13 protein-coding genes are annotated in these 17,401 nt (G+C 64.9%); 9 read left to right on the forward strand and 4 right to left on the reverse strand.

All coding sequences use genetic code 11. The features are described from left to right. The first annotated feature begins 70 nt into the window (after positions 1 to 70). The 8 genes from CRO22_RS00725 to CRO22_RS00760 all read left to right on the forward strand — a co-directional run bounded on the left by CRO22_RS00725 (position 71) and on the right by CRO22_RS00760 (position 10,229). The gene (locus CRO22_RS00725) at positions 71 to 1,516 is read left to right on the forward strand and encodes a sensor histidine kinase (protein WP_097068197.1); all 1,446 of its coding nucleotides are present in this window, start codon (positions 71 to 73) and stop codon (positions 1,514 to 1,516) included. A gap of 300 nt (positions 1,517 to 1,816) precedes the next feature. Then, the gene (locus CRO22_RS00730) at positions 1,817 to 3,376 is read left to right on the forward strand and encodes a 2-isopropylmalate synthase (protein ID WP_097068198.1); all 1,560 of its coding nucleotides are present in this window, start codon (positions 1,817 to 1,819) and stop codon (positions 3,374 to 3,376) included. A gap of 282 nt (positions 3,377 to 3,658) precedes the next feature. Then, positions 3,659 to 4,693: a rod shape-determining protein gene (locus CRO22_RS00735; protein WP_097068199.1), complete on the forward strand. Its 1,035-nt coding sequence runs from the start codon at positions 3,659 to 3,661 to the stop codon at positions 4,691 to 4,693. 58 nt (positions 4,694 to 4,751) lie between these two features. Further along, complete coding sequence (gene mreC / locus CRO22_RS00740) at positions 4,752 to 5,666, forward strand: rod shape-determining protein MreC (protein ID WP_097068200.1); 915 nt, start codon at positions 4,752 to 4,754, stop codon at positions 5,664 to 5,666. Continuing rightward, positions 5,659 to 6,198 carry a rod shape-determining protein MreD gene (locus CRO22_RS00745; protein WP_097068831.1) on the forward strand — a complete coding sequence of 180 codons (540 nt, stop codon included), beginning with the start codon at positions 5,659 to 5,661 and terminating at the stop codon, positions 6,196 to 6,198. The genes mreC and CRO22_RS00745 overlap by 8 nt, the downstream gene beginning before the upstream one ends. 9 nt (positions 6,199 to 6,207) lie before the next feature. Next, positions 6,208 to 8,139, forward strand: coding sequence for a penicillin-binding protein 2 (gene mrdA / locus CRO22_RS00750; RefSeq protein ID WP_097068201.1), 1,932 nt, complete (start codon positions 6,208 to 6,210; stop codon positions 8,137 to 8,139). Positions 8,140 to 8,148: 9 nt separating this feature from the next. Then, a complete protein-coding gene (gene rodA / locus CRO22_RS00755; RefSeq protein WP_097068202.1) occupies positions 8,149 to 9,288 on the forward strand; it encodes a rod shape-determining protein RodA in 1,140 nt (379 codons plus the stop codon). Beyond that, a complete protein-coding gene (locus CRO22_RS00760; RefSeq protein ID WP_097068203.1) occupies positions 9,288 to 10,229 on the forward strand; it encodes a 2-hydroxyacid dehydrogenase in 942 nt (313 codons plus the stop codon). The genes rodA and CRO22_RS00760 overlap by 1 nt, the downstream gene beginning before the upstream one ends. Before the next feature lie 22 nt (positions 10,230 to 10,251). On the opposite strand, the gene hisG is transcribed toward CRO22_RS00760, so the two are convergent. Genes hisG through hisS form a run of 3 tightly spaced genes read right to left on the reverse strand, consistent with a single transcriptional unit; the run spans position 10,252 to position 13,528 of the window. Further along, positions 10,252 to 10,959, reverse strand: a complete 708-nt coding sequence (gene hisG, locus CRO22_RS00765; RefSeq protein ID WP_097068204.1) for an ATP phosphoribosyltransferase — start codon at positions 10,957 to 10,959, stop codon at positions 10,252 to 10,254. Beyond that, a complete protein-coding gene (locus CRO22_RS00770) occupies positions 10,956 to 12,029 on the reverse strand; it encodes an ATP phosphoribosyltransferase regulatory subunit (RefSeq protein ID WP_097068205.1) in 1,074 nt (357 codons plus the stop codon). The genes hisG and CRO22_RS00770 overlap by 4 nt, the downstream gene beginning before the upstream one ends. Continuing rightward, positions 12,029 to 13,528, reverse strand: coding sequence for a histidine--tRNA ligase (gene hisS / locus CRO22_RS00775; protein ID WP_097068206.1), 1,500 nt, complete (start codon positions 13,526 to 13,528; stop codon positions 12,029 to 12,031). The genes CRO22_RS00770 and hisS overlap by 1 nt, the downstream gene beginning before the upstream one ends. A gap of 73 nt (positions 13,529 to 13,601) precedes the next feature. On the opposite strand from hisS, the gene CRO22_RS00780 reads away from it, so the two are divergent. Further along, positions 13,602 to 13,808 (forward strand): SlyX family protein, encoded by a 207-nt coding sequence (locus CRO22_RS00780; RefSeq protein WP_097068207.1) that lies wholly within the window; start codon positions 13,602 to 13,604, stop codon positions 13,806 to 13,808. A gap of 30 nt (positions 13,809 to 13,838) precedes the next feature. Here the strand turns inward: CRO22_RS00780 and dnaE are convergent, their stop codons facing one another. Continuing rightward, positions 13,839 to 17,348 (reverse strand): DNA polymerase III subunit alpha, encoded by a 3,510-nt coding sequence (gene dnaE, locus CRO22_RS00785; RefSeq protein ID WP_097068208.1) that lies wholly within the window; start codon positions 17,346 to 17,348, stop codon positions 13,839 to 13,841. Between the last annotated feature and the right edge of the window lie 53 nt (positions 17,349 to 17,401).

Below are 17,401 nucleotides of genomic sequence, written 5' to 3' on the forward strand. Positions count from 1 at the left end.
GGCTGACACGCTCTTTCTTTGCATCTCGACTACTTGATTTAATTGATACGAGTTCGGTGAAAACGTGAGTATGCAGAACCTCGATCTGAACGGCATGGACTACCGCAAGGAAGTCGAACGCCTCTACGGTCTCGAATATGGGCGCCGGCTGGATGCCGCATTCCGGTTCGCGCTGCTCCTTGCGGGGGGCATTTCACTCTATTTTTATACCGGCGAAGATCGCACCCTGTGGTGGATCGGCGGCCAGACAGTCCTGCATCTGCTGCATTTCACTTACCTGCGCACCCGCAAGAGCACTTGCAACTTCCGTGAGGTAATGATCGCCGGCGTGACTTTCTGGGCGATCATCGCCGCCTTCATCTGGCTGCCGGCCTGGATGATCGTGCAGGAAGATCCGGCCTTGCGCATTGCCGGTGCCGCCGGGATCGGCGCGCTTCTGGTGTTCCTCATCCACCGCGCCGACCGGGTGCTTTCGGTGATGGTGGGCGAGGTCGCAGTGGTCGGCGTGGCGGTGGTCTGGATCCTCTATGCGACCCTGACCAAGGTCTCGGACCCGAGCGCGCAGGTTGGCGTGGCGCTGACCGGGGGCGGGCTGTGGTGCTATTTCACTGTCACCATGTTCACCAACCGCCGGATCCGGATTGATGCGGAACGCGCCGCGCAACGCTCGGTACAGGCCCAGAAGATGGAGGCGATCGGCCAGCTCGCGGGGGGCGTTGCCCATGATTTCAACAATATTCTGACCGCGGTGATCGGCAATCTCGACCTCTATCAGGACATTCCCGAACCTGTGGAGCGCGATGCGCTGGTGCGCGAGGCGCGCCTTGCCGCCGTGCGTGCGGCCGATCTGGTGCAACAGCTTCTCGCCTATGCGCGCCGTTCGCCGATGCAGGTGGCGCGGCGTGACGTGGGGGCATTGATCGAGCAATTGCAGGTGCTGACCCGGCGGCTTCTGCCCGCGACGATCTCGCAAAGCTTCGAGGCGCCGCGCGATCCGCTCTGGGTGGCGCTTGACGAAAGCCAGTTTCTCACCGCGCTCGTCAATCTCGTGGTCAATGCCCGCGATGCGATGCCCGATGGCGGCACGCTGCGGGTGACGACGCGGCCCGTGCACCTTTTCACCGATGATCCGCAGCCCGATGGCAGTGTGTTGCCGGCGGGCGCTTACGCCGAGGTGACGGTGGCCGATACCGGTTCCGGTATCCCGCCCGAGATCCTGCGCCGCGTCACAGAACCGTTTTTCACCACCAAGGCGGTGGGCCAGGGCTCGGGGCTCGGGCTCAGCATGGTGGAAGGTTTCGTGCGCCAGTCGGGCGGAATGCTCTCGATCGAATCCTCTGATGAAGGCACGGCAATGCATCTGTTGCTGCCGATCGCCGCCCCGGAAGATACGCCCTGTCCGGGACCGGGCCCTGGCATCGACGATCTGCGCAGCGCTCTCCCGCCAGAGGCGGGCGCCCCGGCCCGCGGCGCTCTCCCCCCTCGCAGTGACGGGGGCATACGCCATATCGCCTGAACCGATTTTCGCGCCTCGACCGGACTGGCCTTTTGGGGGCTTTTCATTTGCGCCATCTCCCGGCATAGTTGCGCCATGACACGGATGACGATCAGCCTTGCCTGCACCGGGGGCGCGCCTGCGCCCATGAGTCCCGTGTCCGGTCTCCTTCTTCTGAGCCTGCTCTGAGCGTGCCCACGGGCGCGACCGCTCAGAGGTGACAGCGCCCGACCCGACCAGCCCACACGAAATGGCGAGAGGCTGGCATTCGGGGCCAACGGAAGCTAAGACACACCTATCCCACGAGACCGAGACAGACCCATGACCGACAAATCCCGCGTTCTGATTTTTGACACCACCCTGCGCGACGGCGAACAATCCCCCGGCGCCACCATGACCCATGACGAAAAGCTCGAAATTGCGATGCTGCTCGACGAGATGGGGGTCGATATCATCGAGGCCGGCTTCCCGATCGCGTCCGAAGGCGATTTCGAGGCGGTCTCCGACATCGCCAAAGCGTCGAAGAATTCCGTCATCGCCGGGCTCTCGCGCGCCAATTACAAAGATATCGACCGTTGCTGGGAGGCGGTAAAACACGCCGCGCAGCCCCGCATCCACACCTTCATCGGCACCTCGCCGCTGCACCGGGGCATCACCAATCTCGATCCCGAGGAAATGCTGACCCGCATCCATGACACCGTCACCCATGCCCGCAATCTGTGCGACAACGTGCAATGGTCAGCGATGGATGCAATCCGCACCGAGCGCGATTACCTCTGCCGCGTCGTCGAATGCGCGATCAAGGCGGGCGCCACCACGATCAACATCCCCGACACCGTGGGCTACACCCTGCCCTCGGAAAGCGCCGACATCATCGCCATGCTGCTCGAAAAGGTGCCGGGCGCGGATGACGTGATCTTCGCCACCCATTGCCACAACGACCTCGGCATGGCGACGGCGAATGCGCTCGCCGCCGTTTCCGCGGGTGCCCGCCAGATCGAATGCACGATCAATGGCTTGGGCGAGCGCGCGGGCAATACTGCGCTCGAAGAAGTCGTGATGGCACTCAAGGTGCGCCGCGATCTGATGCCCTATCAGACCGGCATCGACACCACCAAGATCATGCACCTCTCGCGCCGTGTGGCGCAGGTTTCGGGCTTCCCGGTGCAGTTCAACAAGGCGATCGTCGGCAAGAACGCCTTCTTGCACGAGTCGGGCATCCATCAGGATGGCGTGCTGAAAAACGTCGAAACCTTCGAGATCATGAAGCCCGCCGATATCGGCATCACCGAGACCAATATCGCGATGGGCAAGCATTCGGGCCGCGCCGCGCTGCGCACCAAGCTGCGCGATCTGGGCTTTGATCTCGCCGACAACCAGCTCAACGACGTCTTCGTGCGGTTCAAGGCGCTCGCCGACCGCAAGAAGGAAATCTATGACGACGACCTGATCGCGCTGATGACCGACAGCGCCGCCAATACCGACAGCGATTATCTGCAGGTGAAATGGCTGCGCGTGACCTGCGGCTCGGACGGGCAGGAAGCGGAGCTGAAACTGCTCGTCGACGGGGCGGAGAAATCCGCGCGCGTGCCGGGCGACGGGCCGGTGGATGCCTGCTTCAAGGCGGTCAAGGCGATCTATCCGACCCGCGCGCATCTGAAGCTCTATCAGGTCCATGCCGTGACCGAGGGCACCGATGCGCAGGCCACGGTTTCGGTGCGGCTCGAGGAAGACGGGCGCATCGTCACCGGCTCGGCGGCGGATACCGACACCATCCTCGCCTCGGTCAAGGCCTATGTCGGCGCGCTCAACCGGCTGCGCGTGCGCAGCCAGAAAACTGCCCCCGATGCGGATGTGAAATCGATCAGCTACAAGCTCTGATCTGGTGCAAATCTGTCCGGGCGCTCCTGCGGGGGCGCCCGTCGCTTGGGGTGCGAGAAACCGCACACGAACTCGTGAGATGTTGCAAAACTGATAGTTTTACCGCATCCGGGCACAGAGCCTCTCGATAAAGATCGCAGATCTGCAGGCCCTTCGCGGATTGCCGCCACCCCTGCGCGGCGCTTTCGGGAATCGTCTTTCCCCAAAGCGCGGCTTTGAATATATGGGCTCGAACCGGACTCGGGCGGCGAGTCGCGGACCAATCACACTGGGAACGGATCTATGGGCCTTGGCGGCATCTTTTCGTCCGATATGGCAATCGACCTCGGCACGGCAAACACGCTTGTCTATATCAAGGGCAAGGGCATCGTGCTCAACGAGCCCTCGGTGGTCGCCTATCACGTCAAGGACGGCAAGAAACAGGTGCTCGCGGTCGGCGAAGACGCGAAGCTGATGCTTGGCCGGACGCCGGGCTCGATCGAGGCGATCCGCCCGATGCGCGACGGCGTGATTGCCGATTTTGACAGCGCGGAAGAGATGATCAAGCATTTCATCCGCAAGGTGCACAAGCACACCACCTTCTCGAAGCCGAAGATCCTCGTTTGCGTGCCCCATGGCGCCACGCCGGTGGAAAAACGCGCGATCCGGCAATCCGTTCTCTCTGCGGGCGCCCGCCGCGCGGGCCTTGTGGCCGAGCCGATTGCGGCCGCCATTGGCGCAGGCATGCCGATCACCGACCCCACCGGCAACATGGTCGTCGATATTGGCGGCGGCACCACCGAAGTCGCGGTGCTCTCGCTTGGCGATATCGTCTATGCGCGCTCGGTCCGCGTCGGCGGCGACCGCATGGATGAGGCGATCATCTCCTACCTGCGCCGCAACATGAACCTGCTGATCGGCGAATCCACTGCCGAGCGGATTAAGACCACGATCGGCACCGCGCGCATGCCCGACGATGGCCGCGGCGCCTCGCTTCTGGTGCGGGGCCGCGACCTTCTGAACGGCGTGCCGAAGGAAATCGAGATCAACGGGGCGCAAGTCGCCGAGGCGCTGGCCGAGCCGGTGCAGCAGATCTGCGATGCGGTGATGCAGGCGCTGGAGACCACGCCGCCCGACCTCGCAGCCGATATCGTCGACCGGGGCGTGATGCTGACGGGCGGTGGCGCGCTTCTGGGCGAGCTGGATCTGAGCCTGCGCGAACAGACCGGGCTTTCGATCTCGATTGCCGATCAGTCGCTCAATTGTGTTGCTTTGGGCACCGGCAAGGCGCTGGAATACGAAAAGCAACTGCGTCATGTGATCGACTACGACAGCTGACGCCCCGCGCGCCTGCTGCCGACCCGCACCTGCCGTCGAGAACTGACCGGAGGTTTCCGTGGCGAAAGACCGTGACGAAGACTATGCCGGACCGCTGCGCCGCATCCTGATTGCGGTGCTTGCCCTTGTGCTGGCCGTCACCTTCCTCGCCTGGCGCATCGACAGCGTGCGGGTGGAGCGGTTGCGCGCGACATTCATCGACCGCTTCGTGCCCACTTTCGACTGGGCGATGGTGCCGGTGACGAAAGCGCTGAGCATGGTCGAAGGGTTCCAGAGCTACGCGCGTATCTACGAGCAAAATCAAGAGCTTCGGCGCGAACTTCAGCAGATGAAGGCGTGGAAGGAAGCGGCCGTTCAGCTGGAGCAGCAAAACGCCAAGCTGCTGGCGCAAAACCAGGTGCGGCTTGACCCCAAGCTGACTTCCGTCTCCGGCGTGGTGCTGGCGGATTCGGGCTCGCCCTTCCGGCAATCGGTGCTGCTCAATGTCGGCGCGCGCGACGGCATCGTCGATGGCTGGGCGACGATGGACGGGCTCGGCCTTGTCGGCCGTATCTCGGGAGTGGGCAAATCCACCTGCCGGGTGGTGCTGCTGACCGATACCGCCTCGCGCGTACCGGTGACGATCCAGCCTTCCGGGCAACGCGCCATGCTCACAGGCGACAATTCGATGCTGCCGCCGCTCGATTTCCTTGAAAACCCCGATCTTGTGCGCCCGGGGGACCGGGTGGTGAGTTCGGGCGACGGCGGGGTGTTCCCCGCCGGGCTGCTGGTGGGTCAGGTCGTGCAGGGCCAGGACCGGCGGCTGCGGGTGATGCTCGCCGCCGATTACGAACGGCTGGATTTCCTGCGCGTGCTGCGCTCGCATCCGGCCGAGAAGATCACCGATATCGGTCCGCTCGTCGCGCCTTCCGAGACACCGCTGCCGGCCGAGAGCGATGATGCGCCCGAGGCCGCCGGGGGCAGCGATGGTTGACCCGATCACCTCGCGCCGCGTTCTGCACATGGGGCTTTACACCGGGCTCGTACTGATCGTGATGTTCTTGCGGATGCTGCCGATCAATCCGGTATCCGATGGCATCCCCGGACCGGATCTGACGCTGGCGCTCACCCTTGCCTGGGTGATGCGCCGCCCCGATTACCTGCCCGCGGTGCTGATCGTTGCGGTATTCCTGCTCGAAGACCTGATGTACTGGCGCCCGGTCGGGCTCTGGGCGCTGATCGTGCTCTTCGGCACCGAGTTCCTGCGTGCGCGCGAGGAGGCCTCGCGCGATCTGCCTTTCGCGCTCGAAATGGTGCTCGTCGGCGGCGTGATGGTGGCCATGCAGGTGCTGGACCGCTTTATCCTCGGGCTGCTGATGGTCGACCAGCCGCCGCTCGGGCGCGAACTTCTGCGGCTGCTGATCACGCTAATCTCTTATCCTTTCGTCGTCGCCCTCTCGCTGCTGGCCTTCGGTCTGCGCCGCGCCGCCACCGGCGAAGTGGACGACTTCGGCCGACCGATCTGAGGGGGAGGCATGGCACTTCGTCACCGCACCACCGCCGCCGTGCAGGCCAGCCGCACCACGATCACCCGACGCGGGCTGCTGCTCGGGGTCGCGCAGGTTGCGGTGGCGGCTACGCTCGGGCTCCGGATGCGCCATATGCAGCTTGAACAGGCCGACGAATACCGCCTGCTCGCCGAGGGGAATTCGGTCAAGATCCGCCTCATCCCGCCCGCGCGCGGGCTGATCTATGACCGCAACGGCGTGCTGATTGCCGGCAACGAACAGAATTACCGCGTGACGATGACGCGCGAGGATGCCGAGGATGTGGAACGCGAACTGGCCGATCTGCGCCGGCTCATCCCGATCAGCGACACCGATGCGGAAGAGCTTCTGGGCGAACTCAAGCGCCGCCCGCCCAATGCGCCGATCACGCTCGCCGACCGGCTGAGCTGGCAGGAGTTTTCCCGCGTCGCTGTGAACGCGCCCGCGCTGGCGGGTGTCTCGCCCGAGGTCGGGCTCTCGCGCTACTATCCGCACGGGCCCGATTTCGCGCATGTGCTGGGCTATGTCGGTCCGGTATCGGATTATGACCTCTCGAAGCTCGAAAACCCCGATCCGCTTCTGCGGATCCCCCGCTTCCAGCTTGGCAAATCCGGCATCGAGGCAAAGCTCGAGGATGAGCTGCGCGGCCGGGCCGGGCAGCGCCGGGTGGAAGTGAACTCCGCCGGGCGCGAGATGCGCGAGCTTGACCGGCGCGAGGGCGAGCCCGGTACGGCGTTGCAACTCACGCTTGACACGCGGCTGCAGAATTTCGCCCTCGCCCGGCTAGGCTCGGAGAGCGCCGCAACGGTGGTGATGGATGTGACGAACGGCGACATCCTCGCCATTGCCTCGGCCCCCTCGTTTGATCCGAACCTTTTCGTGCGCGGTATTTCCGGCAAGGATTACAAGGCGCTGATGGAGAACGACCACCGCCCGCTCGCCGACAAGACGGTACAGGGCCTCTACCCGCCCGGCTCCACCTTCAAAATGGTCACGCTGCTCGCCGCACTCGAGGCGGGGGTGATCTCACATGAAGATACGGTGCGTTGCCCCGGTTACATCGAGGTCGGCGGACGGCGTTTCAACTGCTGGAAACGCGGCGGGCATGGCCGGCTCAACGCCTGGCAAAGCCTCGAGCAAAGCTGCGACGTGTTCTATTACGAGGTGTCGCAGAAGGTCGGCATCGAGGCGATGTCGGCGATGGCGCGCCGGCTCGGCATCGGCGTGCGCCATGATCTGCCGATGTCGGCTGTGGCCGAGGGCAATGCGCCGACGAAAGACTGGAAACTGGCCCGTTTCGGTAAGGACTGGCAGATCGGCGACACGATCAACGCCTCGATCGGTCAGGGCTATGTGCTCGCCTCGCCCTTGCAACTCGCGGTGATGACGGCGCGCGTGGCGACCGGCCGCGCCATCGCGCCGCGGCTCGTACGGGCGCGTGACGGGGTTGAGGTGCCGGTGGCCGAGGCGCCCGAACTGGGACTTGAGGCGTCCCATCTGGGGCTCGCGCGCAAGGGCATGTGGGCGGTGGTGAACGGATCGCACGGCACGGCACGGCGCGCGATGGTGGCGATGGCGGAATGGGAGATGGCGGGCAAGAGCGGCACCTCGCAGGTGCGCTCGACCGTGGTGAACAACGCCGCTGTGCCGTGGATCCAGCGCGATCACGCACTTTTCGTCTGCTATGGCCCTGTCGAAAACCCGAAATATGCCGTCTCGGTGATCGTCGAACATGGCGGCGGCGGCGGGGCCACCGCGGCGCCGATCGCGCGCGACGTGCTGCTGTTCGCTTTGGCAGGCGGGCTGCCGCCGCTTGCCGCCTACCCGTCGAACCAGCGCGAGCAGATCCGTACACGTTTCGACGCCCTCGAGTTGATCGACCCCGCCACCATCGCGCCGCCTGCGCGCAGCCGGGCGTGAGGAGGCGCGATGTCCTATCTCGAAAGCAATCTGAAAACGATGCCGGTCGGCCCGGCCAAAATTCTCTATCTGAACTGGCCTCTGATCATCCTGCTGACGGCCGTCGCCTGCGCGGGGTTCCTGATGCTCTATTCGGTTGCCGGCGGCGATCTGGAGACCTGGGCCGAACCGCAGATGAAACGCTTCGGCGTCGGTATGGCGACCATGCTCGTGGTGGGGCTCACCCCGATCTGGTTTTGGCGCAATGTCTCGGCGCTGGCTTACGTGATCGCGCTTGTGCTCCTTGTCGCGGTGGAGTTTTTTGGCGCGATCGGCATGGGAGCGCAGCGCTGGCTTGAAATCGGGCCGCTCAGGATTCAGCCCTCAGAGCTGATGAAAATCGCCATCGTCATGTTGCTCGCGGCCTATTACGACTGGCTGCCGGTCAATAAGGTCTCGCATCCGCTCTGGGTCGCGATCCCGGTGGTGCTGATCCTGATGCCCACCTTTCTCGTGCTGACTCAGCCAGACCTCGGCACCGCGGTGATGCTCGTGCTGGGCGGCGGTTTCGTGATGTTCGCGGCGGGCGTGAGTTTGTGGTATTTCGGCACGGTGATTGCGATGGTCGTTGGCCTCGTCTTCACAGTGATAGAGAGCCGCGGCACCTCCTGGCAGCTTCTGCACGAATACCAGTTCAAGCGCATCGACACGTTTCTCGATCCCGCCGCCGATCCGCTCGGCGCGGGCTATAACATCATGCAGGCGCAGATCGCACTCGGCTCGGGCGGCTGGTCGGGGCGCGGCTTCATGCAGGGCACGCAGAGCCATCTGAACTTCCTGCCGGAAAAACACACCGACTTCATCTTCACCACGCTCGCCGAAGAGTTTGGCTTTGTCGGCGCCTTCGGGCTCTTGATGCTCTATGTCGGCATCATCGCCTTCGCCACCTATACCGCGCTGGCCACGAAGGACCGCTATGCCTCGCTCGTCTCGCTCGGCGTCGCCGGAACCTTCTTCTTTTTCTTCGCGATCAACATGGCGATGGTGATGGGGCTGATGCCCGTGGTCGGCGTGCCGTTGCCGCTTGTGAGCTATGGCGGCACCGCAATGATGATCCTGCTTGCCGCCTTCGGGCTCGTGCAAAGCGCCCATGTCCACCGCCCGAGGTAATGATGCTGAAACTCCTCTTCGCCGACCGGATCGAAAACTGGCCCGCCTATGAGCCCGCGCTGAAATCCGCGCTTGCCGAGATGGGCATCGCGGCCGAGATCCTGCTGCCCCCCGCCGATCCGGGGGCGATCGACTATATCGTCTATTCCCCCCGCGGCCCGGTGCAGGATTTCACCGCTTATACGCGCACGAAAGCCGTGCTGAATCTCTGGGCCGGAGTGGAACGCGTGGTCGGCAACCCGACACTGACCCAGCCGCTCTGCCGCATGGTCGACGAGGGGCTCGAGCGCGGCATGGTCGAATGGGTGACGGGCCATGTACTGCGCGCCCATCTCGATATCGACTTTTTCCTTGCGCATCAGGATGGCGTCTGGCGACAGGCAGGCCATGTGCCCCCGCTCGCGCGCGACCGCTCGGTGGTGGTGCTCGGCCTCGGCGCGCTTGGCGGCGCCTGCGCCACCACGCTCGCGTCGCTTGGCTTTGCCGTCACCGGCTGGAGCCGCACCCCCAAAACGCTTGCGGGTGTTACGTGCCTCTCCGGCCCCGAGGGGCTGCGCGCAGCGCTCGGCCGCGCCCAGATCCTCGTCACCGTGCTGCCCAACACCCCTGAAACGACGGATCTGCTAAATCGCGAAACGCTCGCGCTGATGCCGCGTGGCGCGGTGATCCTGAACCCCGGTCGCGGCACGCTGATCGACGACGCGGCGCTTCTTGCCGCGCTGGACACGGGCCGGATCGCCCATGCCACGCTCGATGTGTTCCGGGTGGAGCCGCTGCCCCCCGATCACCCATATTGGGCGCACCCCAAGGTGACCGTCACCCCGCATATCGCCGCCGAAACACGCCCGGCCTCGGCCGCCCGGGTGATTGCTGAAAACATCCGCCGCTTCGAGGCGGGCGAGACGCCGCTCCATCTCGTCGACCGCGCGCGAGGCTATTGAGGGCGAGGGGGGCGCTGCCCGCTCAGAGCCGGGGCACCGGCACGCCAAGCTGCGCGCAAAGCGCCGAAAAAGGCGCCGCGAGACCCGACCAATCGGCCGCGCGCGCGGCAAAAAGCGTCGCCTGGCTCTGGTGAATGAGCCCGTCCGAGAGGATCTTCAGGTGATTGGCGCGCAGGGTCTCGCCCGAAGAGGTGATGTCCGCCACCGCCTCCGCGGTGAGGTTCTTCACCGTGCCCTCGGTCGCGCCCTGACTGTCCACCGATTGCCAATCCGCTACCCCTTCCTGCGCCAGAAACTCGCGCAGAAGCCGGTGGTATTTCGTGGCGATGCGCAGCCGGTGCCCATGCGCGGCGCGAAAGGCATGCGCGGCGGCATCCAGATCTTCGAGCGTGTCGACATCCTCCCAGCAGGCGGGTACGGCGATGATCAGATCGGCATGGCCAAAGCCCATCGGCGCGAGGTCCGCGACCTGCCCCTGCCAGTCGGCGAGCTTTTCGCGCACAAGATCGGAACCGGTGACGCCCAGATGGATGCGCCCGGCGGCCAGTTCGCGCGGAATCTCTCCGGCAGACAGCAGAACGAGTTCCACCGCTTCCGCGCCCTCGACCGCGCCGGCATATTCCCGCTCCGAACCGGTGCGGCGCAGCGTGAGGCCCCGCGCGGCAAACCAGTCAAACGTCTGTTCCATCAGCCGCCCCTTGGAGGGCACGCCCAGTTTGATCGCGCTCATGCGAGCCCCCCGAGATCGGCGACGAGGCCGGGGCGGATCACGCCGCCCACGGCCGGAATTTCGCGCCCGCCGCCGAGCACCCGCGTGAGCGCATCATAGCGCCCGCCCGAGGCGACCGGCGGAAAACCGGGATCGGCGGCCTCGAAGGTGAAAACGAAACCGTCGTAATATTCCATCGTCGCGCGGCCATGGCTCGCCTCGAAGGCAAGCATGGTCAGGTCGATCCCTTTTGCGTCAAGCGCGGCAAGGCGGCGCTCAAGCCGCGCGATCGCCGGGGCAAGGGCGGCGATCCCCAGATCGGCGAGTTGTGCGGGCGCGCGGTCCGCGGTGCAGCGCAGCGCAAAGAGCGCATCGAGCCGGGCGACATCCTCGGACGGGATCGGCGCCGTCGCCGCATCGGCGCGGAGCGTCTCGATCCGGGCGGCCATCTCCTCGGGGGAGCGCACGCCGATCCAGGGCGCATCACTCGCCCCCTGCCCCTCAAGAAGCGCGGCGCGGCTCTCGGGCATCGGCGCTTGGCCCGCGTAGCGTTGCAACAGCTTGTGGAAGCGCTTCGGGCGCCAGATATGGCGCGAGAGCGCCGCCTTGCGCGCGGGCAAGGTCTCAAGCCCGGCGACGGCCGCGCGCAAAAGGCCGATGTCGCCAATCGTGGCGCTCAGATCGAGCGGTTTCAACAGCCCGGCAAACAACGCAAAGACCTCGGCATCGGCGGCTTCCGGGTCTTCGCGGTCAAAGATCTCATAGCCCGCCTGAAAATACTCCGCCACCCGCGCCGCGCCGCGGTGGTCCTGCTTGCGGAACACCTCGCCCATATAGGCATAGCGCGCGGGCTCGGCGCCCTCGGCCATATGGGCCTGCACCACCGGCACGGTAAAGTCGGGCCGCAGCATCAGCTCGCCGCGCAGCGGGTCCGCGGTGACATAGGCGCGCGCGCGGATATCCTCGCCGTAAAGGTCCAAAAGCGCCTCGGCGGGTTGCAGAATGTCGGGGGTGACTTCCACCGCCCCCGCCGCCTCGAACGCCGCCAGAAGCTGTGCGCCAATGGCCCGGGACTGTGCCTTCCCGGCCATCAGAGCGCCCCGTTCCGCGCAAGGATCTCTTGCACTTTTGCAACCATTTCTTGGCGAGAAACTTCGAATTGCGCCGGTTGGGATTTCCATTCTTCAACAGAAGCGGAGGCGGCGATCTTTGCGCCAAGCACCAGATCCTTGATCTGCACAACGTCGCGCGCGGCCTCGTCTCCGCCCTGGATCACGGCCACCGGGCTTTGCCGTTTGTCGGCATATTTGAGCTGATTGCCAAAGTTTTTCGGGTTGCCGAGGTAGACCTCGGCGCGGATACCCGCGCGGCGCAATTCCGCCGCCATGGCGAGATAATCGCCCATCCGGTCGCGGTCCATCACCGTTACGACCACCGGCCCCTGCCCCGCGCTGCCAATCTTGCCCTTGGCGCGCAGCGCCGCCAGCAGCCGGTCCACGCCGATGGAAACGCCGGTCGCCGGCACTTCTTGCCCGGTGAAGCGCTTCACCAGATCGTCATAGCGCCCGCCCCCCGCGACCGAGCCAAAGGAGCGCTTGCGGCCCTTCTCGTCGAGGATCTCGAAGGTCAGTTCCGCCTCGAACACCGGGCCGGTGTAATAGCCAAGCCCGCGCACGACCGAGGGGTCGATCACGATCCGGTCCGGGCCATAGCCCTGCGCCTCCAGAATTTGCGCCATATATTCAAGCTCATCAACGCCCGCCGCACCGAGCGCCGAGCCGGTGACCAGCTCGCGCAGCCGGGCCGCCGTGGCGGCGCCGGTGTCGCGTTTGGCCTCCATGAAGCCCATCACCACATCGGCCTGGGCATCAGAGAGCCCCGCGCCCTTGGTGAAATCGCCCGAGGCATCGAGCCGTCCCTTGCCGATCAGCGCGCGCACGCCCGCCTCGCCGAACTTGTCGAACTTGTCGATCGCGCGCAGCACGATGCCGCGCTCTTCGGCAAAGCGGTCGGGGTCGCTCGGGTCGAGCACGCCCGCCACTTCCATCACGCCGTTGAGCACCTTGCGGTTGTTCACCCGCACGATGTAATCGCCGCGCTCGATCCCTACCGCCTCGAGCGCATCCGAGAGCATGCCGCAGATCTCGGCATCCGCCGCCACCGAGGGCGCCCCCACCGTATCGGCATCGCATTGATAAAACTGACGAAACCGCCCCGGACCGGGCTTTTCGTTGCGCCAGACCGGACCCATCGTATAGCGCCGGTAGGGCGAGGGCAGATCGTTGCGGAACTGCGCCGCCACGCGCGCGAGGGGTGCTGTCATGTCATAGCGCAGCGCGAGCCAGTCGCCGCCCTCGTCTTGCCAGGCGAACACGCCCTCGTTCGGGCGGTCGACATCGGGCAGGAACTTGCCCAGCGCCTCGACCGTTTCGACAGCCGATGTTTCGAGCGCCTCGAACCCATGCGCGCGGTAGACCCCGGCAATGGTGGAAAGCATCTCCGCCCGCTCGGTCACCTCGGCGCCGAAGTAATCGCGAAAGCCTTTCGGCGTTTCGGCGCGGGGGCGGCGGGGTTTGGTATCCTTGGCCATGGTCTTGCACCCGATCGTTTCTCGCGCGAGGGTGTAGCGGATGGGGGCCATGGCGGCAAGCACGAGAGGGAAAATGAGCGACAGGATCGAGCGCGCCGAGGAAGAACTGGCGCATCTGCGCCGCGCTGTGGATGAGCTGAGCGACGTGGTGGCCACCCAGGGGCGCGAGCTGGACCGGATGGCGCGGTTGCTGGGGCTCCTGATGGAGCGTGAAGCCGAGCGCGAATATGCCTCCGGCGGCGCGATTCCGCTGGCCGATCAGAAACCGCCGCATTGGTGAGGTGCGCTTGCGGCATCGCGTCGCAAGCGCTCAGACTTCCTCCACCTGCACCACGCCGCGCAGGCTCCGCAGCGCGCCCTTGACCTGCGGATTGACGGGCAGCGGTTTTCCGGCAGTGATCTGATAGCGGCAGCGCTTTTCGGCATCGAATACAGAAAAGGTCACGGATCCGCGTGATTTCACCCGGCCTTCGGCTGTAATACGTTCGAAAAGTGCAGCAACCGAACTCACCGCCTCGGGCGTCTCGATATGGATCAAAAGCCCGGCGTGGCCATCGGATTCCGCCGCGACCTGATCAATCGGCGTGGCGGCGTTGCACAGCATCTTCACTGTCTCGCCCTCGACATCGACCTTCACCGTCAGCACCACCGCCTGCCCCGGCTCCAGATGGGCGCGGCAGGCCTCCAGCGTGTCGGAGAAAACTGTCACCTCGTAAGGCCCGGTCGGGTCAGAGAGCGAGACAAAGGCAAAGCGGTTGCCCTTGGCGGACTTGCGCTCCGAGCGCGCGGCAACCTGCCCCGCGATCTTGCCGACAAAGGGCCCGGTGTTGATCGCCTTCGCCGTCACATCGGCCAGCGTCATCACCTTTTTGCGTTTGAGCGCGGGGAGATAGTCGTCAAGCGGGTGGCCCGAAAGATAAAAACCGATCGCCTTGTGTTCCTCGGCAAGCCGCTCGCCCGGCAACCAGTCATCGGTATCGGCCAGCCGCGGCGGCGGCAGATCATCGCCCGCCTCACCAAAAAGCGAGACCTGCGCCGAGGCCTTTGCCTCCGCCACCGCGCCAGACCACGCCATCAGCCCCTCAAGGCTTTCGAACACGCGCTTGCGGTTCGGGTCGAGCCGGTCAAAAGCGCCCGCGCGCGCCAGCATCTCCAAGGGCCGCTTGCCGATCCGCTTCAGGTCGCAGCGCCGGGCAAAATCTTCAAGGGTGCGGAAAGGCGTGTTCTCCCGCGCCTCGACAATGAGTTTCATCGCCTCGACGCCCACGTTTTTCAGCGCGCCGAGCGCATAGATCAGCTTTTGATCGACCACGTCAAAGGTGGCGAGCGAGCGGTTCACGCAGGGCGGCACCACCTCGATACCAAGGCCGCGGCGAGCCTCGGCGGTATAGATCGCGAGCTTGTCGGTAAGGTGGATATCGCAGTTCATCACCCCCGCCATGAATTCGACGGGATGGTTCGCCTTCAGCCAAGCGGTCTGATAGCTCACAATCGCATAGGCGGCCGCGTGCGATTTGTTGAAGCCGTAGTTCGCGAATTTCTCGAGCAGGTCGAAGACCTCGCCCGCTTTTTTCGCATCAATGTTATGCGTGGCCTTGGCGCCCTCGATGAATTTCGGGCGCTCTTTCGCCATTTCCTCGGCGATCTTCTTGCCCATGGCGCGGCGCAAAAGGTCGGCGCCGCCAAGGCTATAGCCCCCCATCACCTGCGCGATCTGCATCACCTGTTCCTGATAGACGATGATGCCCTGCGTTTCCTTCAGGATCGGGTCGATGGTAGGATGCAGGCTCTCAAGCGGGCGCAGCCCGTGCTTGACCTCGCAATAGGTGGGGATGTTCTCCATCGGGCCGGGGCGGTAAAGCGCCACCAGCGCCACGATATCCTCGATGCAGGTGGGCTTCATGCGCCGAAGCGCATCCATCATCCCCGTCGATTCCACCTGGAACACGGCGACCGTCTTCGCCCCGGCATAAAGCTCGTAGGTTTTCGCGTCATCAATCGGGATCAGGTTGATCTCGTTCTCGGCCCCCTCGGCAGGGGTGTAGAGTGTCTCGCCTGCAGCACTCACATGCAGCGGGCGGCCCGATTTCAGGATCAGGTTGACCGCGTTCTGAATCACGGTGAGCGTTTTCAGGCCGAGAAAGTCAAATTTCACCAGCCCCGCCTGTTCGACCCATTTCATGTTGAACTGGGTGGCGGGCATGTCCGAGCGGGGGTCTTGATAAAGCGGCACCAGCTCATCCAGAGGCCGGTCGCCAATCACCACACCCGCGGCATGGGTCGAGGCGTTGCGCAACAGCCCCTCGATCGCTTGCGCGTAATTCAGAAGCCGCGCCACCACCTCCTCGGATTTCGCCGCCTCACGCAGTCGCGGCTCGTCGGCCAGCGCCTTTTCGATCGAGACCGGCTTCACCCCCTCCACGGGGATCATCTTCGAGAGCTTGTCGACCTGCCCGTAAGACATTTGCAGCACGCGGCCCACGTCGCGCACCGCCGCCTTCGACAAAAGCGCACCGAAGGTGATGATCTGCCCCACCTTGTCGCGGCCATATTTGCCCTGCACATAGCGGATCACCTCTTCGCGGCGATCCATACAGAAATCGATGTCGAAGTCCGGCATCGAGACCCGTTCGGGGTTCAAAAAACGTTCGAACAGAAGCGAATAGCGCAACGGATCAAGGTCGGTGATGGTGAGCGCATAAGCGACGAGCGAGCCCGCCCCCGAGCCCCGCCCCGGCCCGACGGGAATGCCCTGTGCCTTGCCCCATTTGATGAAATCGGCCACGATCAGGAAGTAGCCCGGAAAGCCCATCTGCTCGATGATGCCAAGCTCGAACTTGAGCCGCGCCTCATAATCCTCGACCGGCACCGCATGCGGGATCACCTCCAGCCGGGCGCGCAGCCCCTCCCAGGCCTGACGGCGGAGTTCCTCCACCTCGTCATCGGCGAAGCGCGGCAGGATGGGCTTGCGCTTGTAGGTGGCAAAGGCGCAGCGCCGTGCGATTTCCACCGTGTTTTCCAGCGCTTCGGGCAGGTCGGCAAACAGCGCCGCCATCTCCGCCTCGGATTTGAAGTAATGCTGCGGGGTCAGGCGGCGGCGCGGCTCGCTCTGGTCGACATAGGCGCCCTCGGCGATGCAGATCATCGCATCATGCGCCTCATACATGCCCGCCTTCGGAAAATAGACATCGTTCGTCGCCACGATCGGCAGGCTCATGTCATAGGCCATTTCAAGGAAGGGCCGCTCGGTGCGCCGCTCGCCCTCGGTCAGTTGCCCGCCTTCGCCCGGATGGCGCTGCAACTCGACATAGAGCCGGGTCGGATAGGCGCGCGCGAGCCGTTCCAGCAGCAGCCGCGCCTTGCCCGCCTGCCCCGCCTGAAGGAATTTGCCCACCGGCCCATCGGCCCCGCCGCTGAGGCAAATCAGCCCCTCGGCATGGGCCTCAAGATCCTCAACCGTCACCTGCGGCAACTGCCCGTGCTTGTCGACGTAAAGGCAGGAGGAGAGCTTCATCAGGTTCATGTAGCCCGCCTCGGTCTGCGCCAGCAGCACCACCGGCGCAGGCAGGCGCGGCTTCTCGCCCTGCGCGGCGGGGTCGTAGGTCACCGAGACCTGACAACCCACAATCGGCTGCAGCCCCGCCCCCTGTGCGAGCACCGAAAACTCGAGCGCCGAAAACATGACATTGGTATCGGTGACAGCCACGGCAGGCATGGCCATGCCGTCGCACATCTTGATCAACGTCTTCACCGGCACCGCGCCTTCGAGCAGCGAATATTGGCTGTGCACGCGCAGATGAATGAATCGGGGCTGGGTCATGGTGGCAGATTACGGGCTGGCCGGGGCGAGCGGAAGGCCCCGCCTTGCCCAAT

The organism is Rhodobacter maris, from assembly GCF_900217815.1.
Taxonomy (GTDB): Bacteria; Pseudomonadota; Alphaproteobacteria; order Rhodobacterales; family Rhodobacteraceae; genus Rhodobacter; species Rhodobacter maris.